Here is a 13,877-nt window from a genome sequence, read left to right as displayed (position 1 = left end):
TTTTCGACAGAGACTCGATTCAAGACCAAGAGAATGTCATGGTGCGTCTCATCGGTTCTTGCAAGGTATTCTTTTCCGCTACGAGTGTTGGCCCTGATACCTAGTCGACGCAACACAAGGCGTAACCATTGCTTGCACCGAAGCACGGCGTGCGCGATGATTGAGCTGGAAAACCAATCGTCCGTCCTCTGTGTCGGGTAGCGTTCGTCGAACAAACAACACAACGTCCGAGGTCCCGAATCCGGAACACTCATCAGCACGAATCAACACTAATGGATTTAGTGCTGATTAGCGTTCTCCATTTCCTACGAATGCCTCCATTCTCGCTCGAGGCTGTGGACTTGACCGTCCGTCGCGCGTCGCAGTGCCTCGGTGAATGCCGACGACAATGAAGTCTTTGTTTTGCAAGTGGCGGTTGCCGTTGTTTTTGATGCTTTATTGGCTACATGATCCATTGGTCTTGTTCGGTGCCATTGTTGGTGAGCTTCGAGGGAGTGATTCTGCGATCTGCTGACTGCGATGGAACAAGCATGGATGTTGCCTAATCGACTCTTCGAAATGTCGACGCACTTGAACTGCTGTTAGATCCGCGGCTTTCGGACTGCGTTGTCTCAGTGATCCATGCATGATTCACGATCTTTGGATGATCGGCTCGGCATGTTGGTTGTCGCTTGCCCGGACGCTTCGATGGAGCACCTAGCTACCTTCCGTTGGTGTGGCACATTTTTCAGGGTGACGTGTCTGATCCTTCTGCCAATCCGACATTGCGATTGGTCCTAAAGTGAAAGTTCAGTGTCAACTTCGTTCGGTGCTCAATGGAGTTGATCCGGTGGCATCCGGTGTACCACTTCTCTTCGTTTATCGAATAGACGATGGCTTTCAATCCATGCTTGATCGCCAGGTCGTTGATCCACTCCGAGGATCCGCAAGCCTCCATGACAACGAGGTCCGCAACGCCGTCGGCGAACATTGATTCAAACTAAGGAGTCGAGCTTGGAACGGTGACGGACTTGGATTTTCTGCAAGTCGAGTCAGAACAACACGCAGCGGAGTTGAACTTGCCAAGATCTGTTACACTAACACTTTGCCCCCCAACGGACACTGGCAACTCGCACGAAGGATACAAAATGCAGCGTGACAATGACTTTGTTGATCAGAACAATCCTTACGCGGCACCCGTCACGCAATCAACGGCATGGGAATCGCAACCGACGGACGACATTTCCAATGAAGAGCTTCGACCGTTTGTAACCATGTGGCTCTCGCCACGCCGCACGGTTCGTCACATCATCTCGGTGAACCCTGAACTTCACGTGCTACTACTGATCTGCCTGGGTGGAATTGGGGGGGCGCTGGATCGTTTCTCCACACAAAACGCCGGCGACGACCTACCAATGACGGCAATCCTTGGCTCGGCTGTCATCTTTGGACCGCTAGGGGCGTTGTTCGGCCTGTGGATCGGCTCACATCTAATCCGCATCACGGGTGTCTGGATGGGAGGGATCGGTGATCGGGTCCACATTAAAACCGCCATGGCCTGGGCCTCGGTACCAACATTCTTTGGGATGCTATTTTGGATCCCACAGATCGTGCTGCTGGGTCCGGACATGTTCACGACGGAGATGCCACGTGTGGCGGCCAATCCAATTCTGGCGCTCCCATTGCTTGTGATGGGCATCGCCGAAGTCATCCTCGCCATCTGGGCATTCATCCTACTCTGCAACGCCATCGCAGAAGTTCAAGGGTTCCGCTCCGCCTGGCGGGGCTTTCTGAACCTACTGGCTGCTGGCCTACTGGTGGCTATCCCAGTGATTGGAATTGCAGTCCTGTTAATGGGTTTAGTCGCTGCAACGTAAGCCTGCTTAGCCACCAACGGTCCCGTCACACTTGAGCAATCTCAATGTGACGGCCGCATCGTCGCCTCTCACCCTGCGAGAGTCCGCTCGTTCTGTGTCGTCACGCAGTGGCTCACACGGCGTGCTGTGAGACGCGCGACCAGACAACGGGTCTTGTTCCAAAGCCAAGGCTGTAGCGATCAAGCCCAATGCGGCACATGCCAGTAACGCTGGCAGCATGCGACTCATGATTCGACACGCCAGCAAGCAATGGCTACATGACTTTCATGGCTTGCGCGGCTAAACTGCTGGCTCTCCTAGCCAACTGGATGACGGGCCTCCGACGCGGAGTTCGCATCATGGTCGGTGTCCTCGGACTTCGCCGCCATGAAGTCGCTTGAGATCAATTCCTGCCAGTTCCTTTTTACACGCTTCCGCTCACACAAACATGCGACTCTTACAGATTCAAGAGTATCTCGCGATGCTCGACGGCGGTGCCGAAACAGCAGATGCTGATGAAAGGCTCACCGAAGCAGCGCTGGCGGCCGCCGAATCGCTGTGGCCAACACTGCATCTCGCTGCATGGGGCGATCTGCCAAGAACCGTCGAATCGGTCGCTCGCTGCGTCAACTCTGGCATTCGCCTCGTTCACGTGACCGCCGACTGGATCAATTGTTATCTCATCCTGGTGTTTCCGCCGGAAAGCGATGAAACCGATTGCTACATTTTGTTTGACATCGGTTCAGAATATTCGGAAATCACCTTCGAGTGCCCTGCATTCGGAATCAGAAAGGCAGTCTCAGAGGAGCTGATCGAGGAGTACGTGCCTCGGCTTCAACAGGCCGACTCCGATCCGTTTGCGATCCTGGACCTTGGCAATGGTAGCTACATGCAAACCTTAGCTGACCCCTCGGGCTACTTTGTGGAATATCAGCTTGTATCGCTCGCATCGCACTACACGCTGCCCGCCCCAGTGGACGCACAGACAGTCATCGCGCTATTCAAGTCCTATGCCTTCGGCAAAAAGGAATGGTCGGTCAATCACCAGTGGAACAAGCTCGCCTTTTAGTCGCCCGCTTACCGGTGTTGCAACCTGCGTTCTAGCCACACAGCGTTCTAGCTGTCGGTTGAACTAAAAAGGACGTTGCGGACAGACGGTTGGTTAGCGCCAAAACCGCTCGCCGACCGGCGGCGACAAACGATTCCCACGTCAGACGGAGCCGAATCGCGAGTCAATCCGTTAGACTTGGCCGTCCATCGATCCCCATTGAAAGAATGCCCCTGTGACCACCCAACCCTCCAGCTCATTCAACATCTGGGTCGACGCAGATGCCTGCCCTACGGCGATCAAAGAAATCCTGTTTCGCGTTGCCGAAAGACTGCAACTACAAACGACGCTGGTCGCCAACCAGTCGATTCCAATTCCCAAATCACAATTCATTCGGCGCATCACCGTTCGCGACGGCGCCGATGTCGCGGACGACAGAATCGTCGAACAGATGCAGGCGGGCGACCTTGTCATCACAGGCGACATCCCTTTGGCCGCACGCGTCGTTGACAAGGACGGCCTTGCCATCCACCCACGCGGCGAGCTCTATGATGACAAAAGCGTGCATGAACGATTGGCGGCTCGAAACCTGATGGAACAGTTCCGAGCTGCAGGCATTGACACCGCCGGCCCCAAACCGCTCTCCCAGAGAGACGTTCAAACCTTTGCCAATCAACTCGACCGAGTGCTCACCATGCTGCGCAAATCGTGACGCCACTCATTCACTAATGCCATTCCAGCGAACCGCCCTTGCCAAGGAACCGTCACCGTGGACGGCCAGACCGTGTCCAAACGCAGAAGAACGCTCCCTTGTTTCTCTCCAACTAAACTGACAACGCTGGGCTGGGGGATGCCCCAACTGTTGTTACAACTCTAAAAAACTCACTCGTGATGACTCGGTTGAGCTTACAGGGACTCGCCGATCAGGTGCCGAACGCCGTCGGTGCTCTACACTCACAACCCAGGGTCGCGAAACGCACCAGTTACGGGCCGAACGGTGACTGTATTGATTTGCGGCTGTTTTCGCCGGTTGGCCGAATGGCTGCGAATCTTTGAGAGCGTTCTGGCAGCGATTTCTCGCCTTCAACACGACCGGGAACCCCGTAGACTGCTACGCCTTGGACCTGCACGGGAGGATGCCCCATCAAACAATCGGCACAGGCGAATTGAAGCACTCACCGATCGCCTTCATTCCGCGCCCACGACTCCGACGCCACGGTGGGCAAGCGACGCCAATCGCCAGAGAGAAGACTGGCGAAGACTTCTAAAGAGAGCTTCACGGCAGATGGATTGTCACGTTAGCAAGGCACGACAAGCCGAACGCATGCCACTGCAATCAACCGGAGCGAACGTGATACATCACCGGTCAACACAATCCATGACCGCATCACTTGCGGACGTTCTGCGGACAAATGCCCTGCCAACGGGTGGAAACGCAAAAAGCCGAGGTCGATTTGACCTCGGCTTCTTCGGTATGGGCGTTGAGGGACTCGAACCCCCGACCCCTTCGGTGTAAACGAAGTGCTCTAAACCAACTGAGCTAAACGCCCGATGAGATTTTTTTGATCTGACAGATCGCTGTTTCTATCGGCTTGTCTGTTGCCGATGTTTAACTTTCTTGGCACCTTGCTTTCTCATCGGTTAAGCAGATGCTCTGTCCCGCTTTTCTAGCGTCCCAGCATACGAGCGCGTTTGTTGCGACGCTCCGCTTGGATCTTTTGGCGGCGACGAATTTCGCTGGGCTTCTGGTAATGTTCGCGACGACGCATCTCCTTTTTGATCCCGCTGCGCTCAACCAGCTTGCGGAATCGGCGGACTGCCTCTTGAATCGTTTCGCTATCGCGGACCATTAACTTAACCATTGCTTCTCCGTCTTCATTTTTTGGAACCTCGGTTTACTTGTAATCGTTTCACGGGTGATTCTCACCTCCCTGTGGCATCACACCTGCGGCACCGTTGGACAGACACTGTCCTCCGATACAGGCGCTGCCTGGTTGCAGCTGGTCCTGCGAATCAAACGCGGTGAGGTCGTAACCAGCGTCCAACTCACGATTCCCATCGTCTGCCATTTCAACGCAGATCATCGACAGGTTTGCAACCGGGCAAATCAGATCACTCGTCTCTGGTGTACTTTCACCGTCCGACTGACCCGAAGCCATTTCCTAACCAACACCTCAGTTTCACGCGGTCGTGCCTGAAACACGGTACAGACGCGCGATCCACGCCATTTCGCCGGGTTAGAAGGAGCGGAAGTTTAACGATCAATCGCTCTTCCTGGCAACGGCCATCAGCACGATTCGTGCCAACTTTTCTTGGTTCACTGTGTTTTTAACGCCAAGGGCCGCCATCTCACGCGTGACGGCCTGCCCAGAATCCAATTTTTTCGCAAACGTTCCGGTGAGAACAGCCTATTTCCGTGACCTCAACTGCCCTCGCCCCCAGGAATAATGGCGGTTCTTGGCGTCACCGACACCGACCCGATGCTCACAGAAGCCAGTGCCAGGGAAAGCTCGCCAAAAGCCAACGCACCGTTTGCGCCGTCCACCCGTTTTACGCATCCTCCCTGACCGGACGGTTTACGTGCGGACGAATCTTTTGCCGCCCATGGGCCGATTGCCAACTATGTGGCAACTGAATGGTTCTCTTTCAGTCTTCTCATTGCGTTCCTTCGAGACTTTCCCTGATGGCACAGTCCAGCTCAAGTCAATCACTGCCCAAGCGAGCCCCAGAACCCGGCGGGTTGCTGGATGATCTGGAACGGCGGCAGGACGACGTGCTGAATCTTTTAGACGATCTGGATGGCAAGCTGCAAAGCGTTCTGGATGCTCTGGCTCCGCCGACTGATGACGAAAGCGATAGCGATAGCGAATTGAGTCTCGATCCAAACCATGCGTTTTCAGCCTTTGCCTCCAGCGATCGAGCCTCTAGTGAACTTGATCCGAGCGACCCAGAAGATCGAGCGATCGCTGAGCTCGCTTCGACGGTGGAAAGCTTGCAAGACGAAGTCTCTCCGCTGGAGGAAGACTTTGCGGACGATGACTCTGCGGACGACTGGGCCTAATCGAGATAGGCGTCTCGGATCACTTGCATGGTGTGCTGAACCTTGATCGCCGAACCGGCTTTGTTGAGGTGTTGTTCGATTTGCGTCATGCAACCGATGTTGCCCATGGCGACGACCTGGGCGTCGGTCCGGATGACTTGCTCAGCCTTTTGACGCCCCAGTGAACCCGCGATCTTTGGCTGATCAATGTTGTAGGTGCCCGCCGATCCACAACAGAACTGCCCCCCGATGATCTCAGCAAGCTGAACTCCAGGAACTTGGGCCAACAGGGATCTTGGTGGTTGGTTCACACGCTGAGCATTGGACAAGTGACAGGCGTCATGATAGGCGACCTTGACGCTTGCCCGAGAGCGCGACGAATCGGGAAACCCCGTCAGTTCACCAAGCTGATCCAGATACACCGTCACATCGCAAACTCGGTCGGCAAACTGAACGGCGGTGGACTCGCTTCCCGTCCCCTTTAGGATAAGCGGATACTCGTGCATTCCGCTGCCACAACCGGCGGCGTTGGTGACAATCGCATCGACGTCACTGGGAAACGCCTGAAGATTCGCCTGAGCAAACTTCTTCGCCGCCGCATGGTCCCCAACATGCCATGACAAGGCACCACAACAGCCTTGCCCACTGGGAATCACGACCTCGACACCGTTCCGAGTCAGAACATCGATGGTTGCGACGTTGATGTCTGGAGCCAACACAGACTGTGCACAACCGGTTAGCAGAGCGACTTTGCCACGCTGTTTGCCGATCGCTGGATAACGCGACTTTAGCTTGACCTTCGCCGGCAAGCGATCAGGCAGCAACTGCAGCATCACGGCCAGCGATGACGGCATGACGCTTGCCAACGGCTTGACCAAACGCCCTGACCAAGCGGCGATTCGGAACCGACCGGGGAAGGGCAGGGTGGCAGCGGACAGAAATCGCTTCACTCGGCTCCCCAAACGACGTGGCTGCTGAGCGCCTTTGGTCGCTCGATAGGAACTCAACAGGTCGCCGTACGGGACTTCCGAGGGACAAGCTGGCTGGCAGGCCACGCATCCTAAACAAGCATCCAAATGCGGCGCCGCCTGAGCAACAGGCAATTGGCCTTCAAGCACTTCTTTCATCAACATGATTCGTCCCCGTGGCGAATCAGTCTCCTGTCCCAGTTCTTGGTAGGTTGGACAGGCGGGCAGACAAAATCCACAGTGCACACATTTGCTGACTGCTGCTGCCATTGCCTCGCCCAACGGCCCGTGTTCGGTAGGTTCAATTTCGTGGCGCATGGTGTCGGCAAAGAAGGTCAGGGAAAATCAACGAGATGAAGCTTAACGCAGCCACAATCACTGAGCTGCAACAGGCACGAAATCAAGCAACGGAGGAAAGGCCTGCGTGGGGTCCATGGCCAGCTTGATAGCCTGCTGAACAGATTGCTGGCTCGTGGAAACCTGGCGGGCTCCAAGTAGCGGCTGCGTCACCCGATCTCCGCCTTCCTGACGAATCACTAATGCCGCCGCCTGATGCTGCGATAGAAACGCCTGGAACTCCGCCAACACACCGTGGCTAAAACTCAGCCACGCCAGTGCCCCGGCGACACTCACGCGGTAAGCAAATTCATCGGCATGCTGATGAGCAAATTGATGCAGATGCTTGATCAAGGACAGATCGGCAGGAAGTCTGGCCACCAGCGAATGACTGGAGGAGAAGCACCGCAACTGGGCAATCTGCGACCAGTGATCCAGTTCCGGTAACATAACCACCTCGCGGCCGAGATGCTGCTGGAGATTTGCAGCCAACTGCAGGCAGGCTGCCTCTGGTCCCGCCAACCTGAAATAGACCGTCATGGCCTGGGGATCGAAGTCAATCGCATCCAATTCCCACCGTCCAGCGGCCAACTGGGCGATCACCTGACAGGCATCTTGAACGTTCTGACACACCACACCACCGGAGAGTTGAAAGGGCGGCGCGGGAAACACTTTGAAAGTCAGCGAGGTCAAAATCCCCAGCCGTCCACAACTGCCGACCATCAATTTGGGAACGTCGAAGCCAGCCGCATTCTTCACCACTTTGCCACCGGTGCTGACGAGATGCCCGTCACCGGTCACGATTTCCGCGCCCAGGATAAAATCGCGTAGTCCGCCGTAGCGTTGGCGGCCCGGACCGTTGATCCCCGATCCGACCGTTCCGCCCAAGGTTGCACCCTGGTCAATCAAAACGGGGTCAAAGGGAAGGTACTGACGCTGACTCGCCAAGGCAGCGACGATTTCTGACAACGGAGTACCGGCCAACGCGGTGAACGTGTATTCCGATGGCTCATATTCCTGGATGCCCGACAGCGTGTTCAAACTGATCGCTTGATAGTCGACCGCGAACGCGGCGAGCGGTGCCTTGGTCTGGCGGCCAACGGGAAGCAACTTTTGACCGTCGCGGACTCGTTGCTGCAAATCAGTCACCGAAGACGCCACCTGGACGTCGCCAGCGTCTGCTGAAGGAAACTTTTGATCGTTACTCACGACTGATCACCCCCGCTTTTTCTAAGGGATGCAAACCGTGGGCGGTCAGCGCTGGGGCTTCAGTGCCGGGAAACATTTTACCGGGGTTGGCGATCTGTTGAGGATCGAAGGCGTGGCGAAGCCGATGCATCAAGTCCATCGTCGGCTGGTCGTACATCTCGGGCATGAAGTCACGTTTTTCAACGCCGACACCATGTTCACCCGTGATAGAACCTCCCATTTCAATGCACAATCGCAGAATTTCGCCAGCACAGGCTTCGGCTCGTTCCAGTTCACCGGGGACCGAATCATCGAATAAGATCAGGGGATGCAAGTTGCCATCACCTGCGTGAAAGACATTGGCAACACGCAGTCCTGACGCACTGGAAATCACTTGAATCCGCTCCAAGGCTTCGCCCAGTCGCTTGCGCGGCACCACTCCATCTTGAACCAGGAAGTCGGGGCTTAGCAAGCCGGCCGCGGAGAAGGCACTTTTCCGCCCCGCCCAAATCTTGTCACGCTGTTCTGCGTTCTCGGCAACAACGGTCTCAAATGCATTGGTTCCCGCGATGACCGATTCCAGTTGTGCCTGCTCCGCCGCCAGCTTTTCGCGCGGCCCTTCAAGTTCAACAATCAAGACGGCCTCGGCGTCTTTAGGATAGCCACAGGCGGTGGCCGCTTCTGCAGCTTCGATCGCAAGCGACTCCATGATCTCCATCGCACCAGGCAACAAACCAGATTCAATCACAGCAGACACCGCATCGCCTGCGTCACGCAGCGAATGATAGCCGACGAGCACGGTATGAAACTGTTCTGGTTTAGGCAGCAAACGCAAGGTGATCTCCAACGCGATCCCAAACAGTCCTTCGCTACCACAGAACAAGCCGGTCCAATCGGGGCCAATGGATTCAACGGATTGTCCGCCGAACTCCACCAGTTTTCCGGTTGCAGTGATCGCTTGAATGCCCACCACGTGATTGCTGGTCATGCCGTACTTTAAGCAATGCGCCCCACCAGAATTGAACGCCACGTTGCCGCCGATGGTGCAAATCTTCTGACTCGATGGATCCGGCGCGTAATACAGTCCATGTGGCGCTGCGGCGGCGGAAACTTGTAAATTCACCACGCCTGGCTGAACCACGGCAATGCGATTGTCTGGGTCAAGCGAAAGGATCTTCTGCAACCGATTGAGCGAAATCACGATCCCGTCGGAAACTGGCATCGAACCGCCCGAAAGGCTTGTCCCACTACCGCGAGCGACAAAGGGCACCGAGTTTTCATGGCACCACTGAACAGTGCGTATCACTTCCTCGTTGGTGCGAGGCAAGACAACGCCCTGTGGGCGACAACGGAACGCAGTCAAACCGTCGGATTCAAATGCTGCCAACGTTGCATCATCATCTTGAAACAGATCCGCTGGCAGTAGGTCGCGAAGCGATTCAAATCGCGATTGGGACATAAGTTTTTGGAAAAGTGAGGCCGCAGCGGATTCATTTCTGAAATCGGCTGCGAAAGGAGACAGGTGTTGCGGCGGACGAGACGGAACAGCGCTCGCCAAGGAAGTTCAATCGTCAAAGAAGCACCACTTGATAAACCAAAGCGCCAACGGGGCGACAACAAGTGTGCCAAGCTTCAATAGTTGAAATGAGAGTTCCGTGCCCATAGGACTGGTGTTCTCGGGAGGGACAGTAAGGGAGAGAAATCGATCGAATCCATGACCAACGAACCATCACCAACATTGTAACCGTTCCCGAAAACCAGGGTTGAGTCAAACCGTTGAAGTCACTCCAACGACAACGGCCAGGCATCAACGTTTTTTAACCGCCCATCGCGCTGCTTAAACGCGGCCGGTTAAGGCGCGGAGTCCAGGATCGCTTTGGCCTTCGCCATTCGTCGCTCGTCATCTTGCTTTCGCAAGGCTTGCAAGATCTTGCCGCGATCGCCTCGGGAAATCGGACGCTCAATCTGACCAGCCTGATCATCCAGCACTCCAAGCGGAACCATTTCCATCGGCCAGTCATCGCTACGCTGCGTGGCAACTGGCAGGTCTTTGTTCCCAGTCGCTTGCAGGTTCGCCAGTGGATTTCGGCCCCAGGCATATCGAAAGTGAATCGGTTTTTCCACCATCAGACTGCTGAGCACCAGTTTCTTGCGATCGAATTGTACACGGCCGCGACCATCGACGCCTTTTTCGGCATAAGCCACGTCTGCGGGATGAAACTTGCGATCTTCACCCGCGATCGCAAACCCCTTGATGGCTCCATCTTCCGCGTCGCCGACGTCAGTATCGAAGCTTACAATCAGCGAACCGTCCTGAGGATTCGTTTCAACGAGCATCGGGGGTTTCCACTGGACTTGGCGATCGAATCCATACTGCGTGGCCAGGGCCCAGCGAGCAATCCGCTCGCCAGCCGGTACTTTCAACTGGGGATGGTACCAGCGGCGACGAAGGTCGTAGGTGCTGGTAAAGCCAATCGCTTCATCACCGGCATTGTAGAGATCCAGAAAGGTTTGATACTGCGCGGCGCGAATGTCGATGCCCGCGTTGAACATCTTTTCGCAGTAGTCTTCTTCCGTCTGAGGATAACCATCTGTGCACAGGGACAAGATTCCGAAAGGAAGCTGTTCATCATTGAACGCGGTTCGCCAAGCTTTGATCATCACTGGAAAAAGATCAGCGTACATCTCTGCTCCCAGCGAACCATCGAAGGCATTGTTGTAACCTTGATGAAAGATCACTCCCTTGACTTCCAGTCCCTCCAGTGGAGCGATCATGCCTGCATAGCAGTGACCGGGAAAGTTATGGTTACCGATCGGACCGGGGCGTCGATCACTGGGCGGTGCTTTGCGATCCGCCGGGATTTCCTTGCCTTGTTTGATTTGTGTCTCGGTCCACTTGGCGTGTTGCTCGATACGTTGTTTCCGGTCAGCCTCGGCATCCCACTGAGCAACCTGCTGATCAAAGTCCGCTAGCTTGGCCTTCGTTGTCTCACTGTCCAGTTTCCGCAGCACGTCCAGAGGTGTCCAAGTTTCAACGGTCGTGCCACCACGCGAAACATCAATCACACCGATGGGAACCTGGCTGGCCATGTGAATCCGACGGGCGAAGACATAGCCGATCGCCGACAAATCGCGTGCGATTTCCGGCGTGCACTCGTCCCAGTCCCCTTTACGGAAGTGTCGTCCGAACCAACCGCTCCACTGGTGCATGCGAGGAAAGCTCTGCTTCGCGTCAGGGCCCATTGCATGAGGAACGGTCAGGATTCGCATGTTCGGAAAATTCGCAGAGACGATTTCCAGATTGCCATTTTCAACCTTGGCCAGTTCGAACTCCATGTTGCTCTGACCGCCAAGAATCCAAACGTCGCCGACAAGAACATTCTCCAGCGTCACCTTTGTTTCGCCACTGGTCAGCGAAACCGTTGCTGGCTGATCGTTCGCTGGCATCGCGGGCAGCGTCAGTGTCCATTTGCGATCCTTGGCAACATTCGCGTGAGCGGATTGGCCATGAAACGTGGCCGTGACGTGTTCTCCGGGTTCAGCCCACCCCCAAAGCTTGATCGGCTTGTCGCGCTGGAGCACCATGTTGCTTTGGAAGACGTTACTAAAGCAGAGGCCATCGCCGACGGCAGGGAATTCGACCACGTCTTCGCGCGGCATCTTTTGCGCACTGGCCGGACCAGATGAGATCAAACCAGACAGGAGCACAGCCAGCAGGCCGGGCAGCAACAACAAACGTTTCATCAAAAAAGTCTCGGGTGAGCGACGTGAGGCGGGAAAGGATGCGTATTGTAACCGAACCATGAAATCGCGTGTTTGAAACGCGACCGGTCCAGCCAGCAGTTCAGGCGTTTTGGAGTTAGCCACGGTGTGTTCATGGCGTCTGGATCATTCCGACGTCTGGTAAACGCAGGCGGTTGGCGTTGCCAACCACTTCAGTCACGGTAGGAACGGCCGTTTCCGGCCGCCCCCCGCACAGATCCGTACTTGAGTGTTGTCTCATACGGCTCCTGCCTTGATTCGGGCGCGAAATCGTTGATCTGGATACGGGTGGCGTACCTTGGCGTGAGGGAGGTAGGTCAGCAGCAACCGTTTCATGCGAGGCCAAGGCCAGCGATGCCGTTGGCTGCGACGACAAAGCGTACGCAACCATAGTCGGCTAACCTCGTCTCGAAATCGACGTAGGCGGCTCACATTGCCTGGGACGGCATAGTAGGCCAGCCAGCCGCGGACCACACTACCCAGCCACCGACCTTGTTGGCCGACTGACTGGTGTCGCCGACGACGAAGCTCCGCCTTGATTGCCGAGAGGGTACGAGCCATCCGGCTCGCGATCGTCTCGCGGCGAATCATGAACCATCCCGTCTTTGGGCTGGTATCACAGCGGTGCGTGAAACCGAGAAAATCGAACGTCTCCGGTCGACCGTCTCCTCGCTCAGATCGACGCTCGATCGCATAACGACCAAACTCGAGCAAGCGAGTCTTTTCGGGATGAAGCTCAAGGCCGAACTTCCCGAAACGTTCCCGGAGTGCTTCCAGGCACATTTCAGCATCAGCTTTGCTCTCAAACCCAATCACAAAATCGTCGACGTACCGAACCACAACGACGTCCTTGCGGCCGCGCTGTCTTCGCCAGTGGTCAATCCACAAGTCCAACACATAGTGAAGATAGATGTTCGCAAGCAGCGGCGAGATCACCGCTCCTTGCGGAGTCCCCACCGTCGTCTTGGACCACTCACCGTCTTCGCTGACACCGGCTCGAAGCCATTTTCCGATCAGACGGAGACTCCGTTTGTCGCTAATGCGATGCTCGATGAACTTCATGAGCCATTGGTGGTCCACGTTGTCAAAGAAGCCTTTCACATCGGCGTCCAGAATCCAGTTCACCTTTTTGCTGCTCACGCCGACACACAACGCATCGAGTGCATCGTGAGCGCCGCGACCAGGACGGCCACCATAACTGAATCCGAGAAAATCCTGTTCGTAGATGCACTGCATGACCCACCCGGTTGCCTTTTGGACAATCTTGTCCTCCAGGGCCGTGATGCCGATCGGACGTTGCCGGCCATCGGCTTTGGGAATGTAGATTCTCTTGGAGGGCTTCGCTCGGTAGGCACCCCGGTGAATACGACCGTGTAGAGCCTCAATCGAGGCTTCTCGGTCTTGCTCGTACTGCTGCCAAGTCACCTCGTCGATGCCCGCTGCGGCAGATTTCTTCAAATCATCGAAGGCCTCGTGCAGCAGGGGAACGTTGATGTGATGCAACAGGTTCTCGAACTTCAACGCAGGACAGTCCCGCGCTGTTTCGCGCACACCCAGCAGCCCGCGAGAACGACGCTTGGTCCGACTCGAAGTTCGGGGTCGATCGTGCTGCGAGGTGCTCATCTTGGCTGAGTCCCTTTCCTCGACAGACTCCGCGGCCGGTTCAGTTCCGGCGTTGTTCGCCTGTGTCGGCAGTACTA

13 protein-coding genes and 1 tRNA gene are annotated in these 13,877 nt (G+C 55.9%); 4 read left to right on the top strand and 10 right to left on the bottom strand.

Annotation, left to right across the window (positions count from 1 at the left end):
• Positions 1 to 727: 727 nt before the first annotated feature.
• On the bottom strand, positions 728 to 970 hold the full coding sequence (locus tag SV7mr_RS11050; RefSeq protein WP_145271941.1) for a hypothetical protein: 243 nt from the start codon (positions 968 to 970) through the stop codon (positions 728 to 730).
• A gap of 283 nt (positions 971 to 1,253) precedes the next feature.
• Here SV7mr_RS11050 and SV7mr_RS11045 point away from each other — a divergent pair, with 283 nt between their 5' ends.
• Positions 1,254 to 1,856 (top strand): Yip1 family protein, encoded by a 603-nt coding sequence (locus tag SV7mr_RS11045; RefSeq protein ID WP_419188393.1) that lies wholly within the window; start codon positions 1,254 to 1,256, stop codon positions 1,854 to 1,856.
• 6 nt (positions 1,857 to 1,862) lie between these two features.
• Here the strand turns inward: SV7mr_RS11045 and SV7mr_RS25290 are convergent, their stop codons facing one another.
• Positions 1,863 to 2,084 carry a hypothetical protein gene (locus tag SV7mr_RS25290; RefSeq protein ID WP_419188392.1) on the bottom strand — a complete coding sequence of 74 codons (222 nt, stop codon included), beginning with the start codon at positions 2,082 to 2,084 and terminating at the stop codon, positions 1,863 to 1,865.
• Between the two features lie 199 nt (positions 2,085 to 2,283).
• On the opposite strand from SV7mr_RS25290, the gene SV7mr_RS11040 reads away from it, so the two are divergent.
• Positions 2,284 to 2,904: a hypothetical protein gene (locus SV7mr_RS11040; RefSeq protein ID WP_145271937.1), complete on the top strand. Its 621-nt coding sequence runs from the start codon at positions 2,284 to 2,286 to the stop codon at positions 2,902 to 2,904.
• A 214-nt stretch (positions 2,905 to 3,118) separates the two neighbouring features.
• Positions 3,119 to 3,595: a YaiI/YqxD family protein gene (locus SV7mr_RS11035; RefSeq protein ID WP_145271935.1), complete on the top strand. Its 477-nt coding sequence runs from the start codon at positions 3,119 to 3,121 to the stop codon at positions 3,593 to 3,595.
• Between the two features lie 763 nt (positions 3,596 to 4,358).
• On the opposite strand, the gene SV7mr_RS11030 is transcribed toward SV7mr_RS11035, so the two are convergent.
• The 3 genes from SV7mr_RS11030 to SV7mr_RS11020 all read right to left on the bottom strand — a co-directional run bounded on the left by SV7mr_RS11030 (position 4,359) and on the right by SV7mr_RS11020 (position 5,042).
• Positions 4,359 to 4,433, bottom strand: a tRNA-Val gene (locus SV7mr_RS11030).
• Positions 4,434 to 4,550: 117 nt separating this feature from the next.
• Positions 4,551 to 4,745 (bottom strand): 30S ribosomal protein S21, encoded by a 195-nt coding sequence (rpsU, locus tag SV7mr_RS11025; protein WP_094417928.1) that lies wholly within the window; start codon positions 4,743 to 4,745, stop codon positions 4,551 to 4,553.
• A gap of 48 nt (positions 4,746 to 4,793) precedes the next feature.
• Positions 4,794 to 5,042: a hypothetical protein gene (locus SV7mr_RS11020; RefSeq protein WP_145271932.1), complete on the bottom strand. Its 249-nt coding sequence runs from the start codon at positions 5,040 to 5,042 to the stop codon at positions 4,794 to 4,796.
• A 524-nt stretch (positions 5,043 to 5,566) separates the two neighbouring features.
• Between SV7mr_RS11020 and SV7mr_RS11015 the strand changes: the two genes are divergently transcribed.
• The gene (locus SV7mr_RS11015; RefSeq protein ID WP_145271930.1) at positions 5,567 to 5,944 is read left to right on the top strand and encodes a hypothetical protein; all 378 of its coding nucleotides are present in this window, start codon (positions 5,567 to 5,569) and stop codon (positions 5,942 to 5,944) included.
• Here SV7mr_RS11015 and SV7mr_RS11010 read toward each other — a convergent pair.
• From SV7mr_RS11010 to ltrA, 5 genes are all read right to left on the bottom strand, one after another.
• The gene (locus SV7mr_RS11010) at positions 5,941 to 7,209 is read right to left on the bottom strand and encodes a (Fe-S)-binding protein (protein WP_145271928.1); all 1,269 of its coding nucleotides are present in this window, start codon (positions 7,207 to 7,209) and stop codon (positions 5,941 to 5,943) included. The two genes, SV7mr_RS11015 and SV7mr_RS11010, sit on opposite strands and share 4 nt — an antisense overlap.
• A gap of 57 nt (positions 7,210 to 7,266) precedes the next feature.
• A complete protein-coding gene (locus tag SV7mr_RS11005) occupies positions 7,267 to 8,436 on the bottom strand; it encodes an FAD-binding protein (protein ID WP_145271925.1) in 1,170 nt (389 codons plus the stop codon).
• On the bottom strand, positions 8,429 to 9,874 hold the full coding sequence (locus tag SV7mr_RS11000) for an FAD-binding oxidoreductase (RefSeq protein WP_145271923.1): 1,446 nt from the start codon (positions 9,872 to 9,874) through the stop codon (positions 8,429 to 8,431). Before SV7mr_RS11000 ends, SV7mr_RS11005 begins: the two co-directional genes overlap by 8 nt.
• A 392-nt stretch (positions 9,875 to 10,266) precedes the next feature.
• Positions 10,267 to 12,282 carry a sialate O-acetylesterase gene (locus SV7mr_RS10995; protein ID WP_145271921.1) on the bottom strand — a complete coding sequence of 672 codons (2,016 nt, stop codon included), beginning with the start codon at positions 12,280 to 12,282 and terminating at the stop codon, positions 10,267 to 10,269.
• Positions 12,283 to 12,414: 132 nt separating this feature from the next.
• Positions 12,415 to 13,698: a group II intron reverse transcriptase/maturase gene (ltrA, locus tag SV7mr_RS10990; protein WP_419187725.1), complete on the bottom strand. Its 1,284-nt coding sequence runs from the start codon at positions 13,696 to 13,698 to the stop codon at positions 12,415 to 12,417.
• Positions 13,699 to 13,877 lie beyond the last annotated feature (179 nt).

The sequence above is a fragment of the Stieleria bergensis genome (assembly GCA_007745635.1).
GTDB lineage: Bacteria > Planctomycetota > Planctomycetia > Pirellulales > Pirellulaceae > Stieleria > Stieleria bergensis.
This window is presented reverse-complemented; position numbering and strand designations above follow the sequence as displayed.

What these genes read in the sequence shown, in the direction of transcription:
- SV7mr_RS11015 (WP_145271930.1), top strand. Translation starts at nt 5,567, where the DNA reads ATGGCACAGTCCAGCTCAAGTCAATCACTGCCCAAGCGAGCCCCAGAA.
- SV7mr_RS25290 (WP_419188392.1), bottom strand. Translation starts at nt 2,084, where the DNA reads ATGAGTCGCATGCTGCCAGCGTTACTGGCATGTGCCGCATTGGGCTTG.
- SV7mr_RS11040 (WP_145271937.1), top strand. Translation starts at nt 2,284, where the DNA reads ATGCGACTCTTACAGATTCAAGAGTATCTCGCGATGCTCGACGGCGGT.
- SV7mr_RS11000 (WP_145271923.1), bottom strand. Translation starts at nt 9,874, where the DNA reads ATGTCCCAATCGCGATTTGAATCGCTTCGCGACCTACTGCCAGCGGAT.
- SV7mr_RS11010 (WP_145271928.1), bottom strand. Translation starts at nt 7,209, where the DNA reads ATGCGCCACGAAATTGAACCTACCGAACACGGGCCGTTGGGCGAGGCA.
- SV7mr_RS11050 (WP_145271941.1), bottom strand. Translation starts at nt 970, where the DNA reads ATGTTCGCCGACGGCGTTGCGGACCTCGTTGTCATGGAGGCTTGCGGA.
- SV7mr_RS11045 (WP_419188393.1), top strand. Translation starts at nt 1,254, where the DNA reads ATGTGGCTCTCGCCACGCCGCACGGTTCGTCACATCATCTCGGTGAAC.
- SV7mr_RS11020 (WP_145271932.1), bottom strand. Translation starts at nt 5,042, where the DNA reads ATGGCTTCGGGTCAGTCGGACGGTGAAAGTACACCAGAGACGAGTGAT.
- rpsU (WP_094417928.1), bottom strand. Translation starts at nt 4,745, where the DNA reads ATGGTTAAGTTAATGGTCCGCGATAGCGAAACGATTCAAGAGGCAGTC.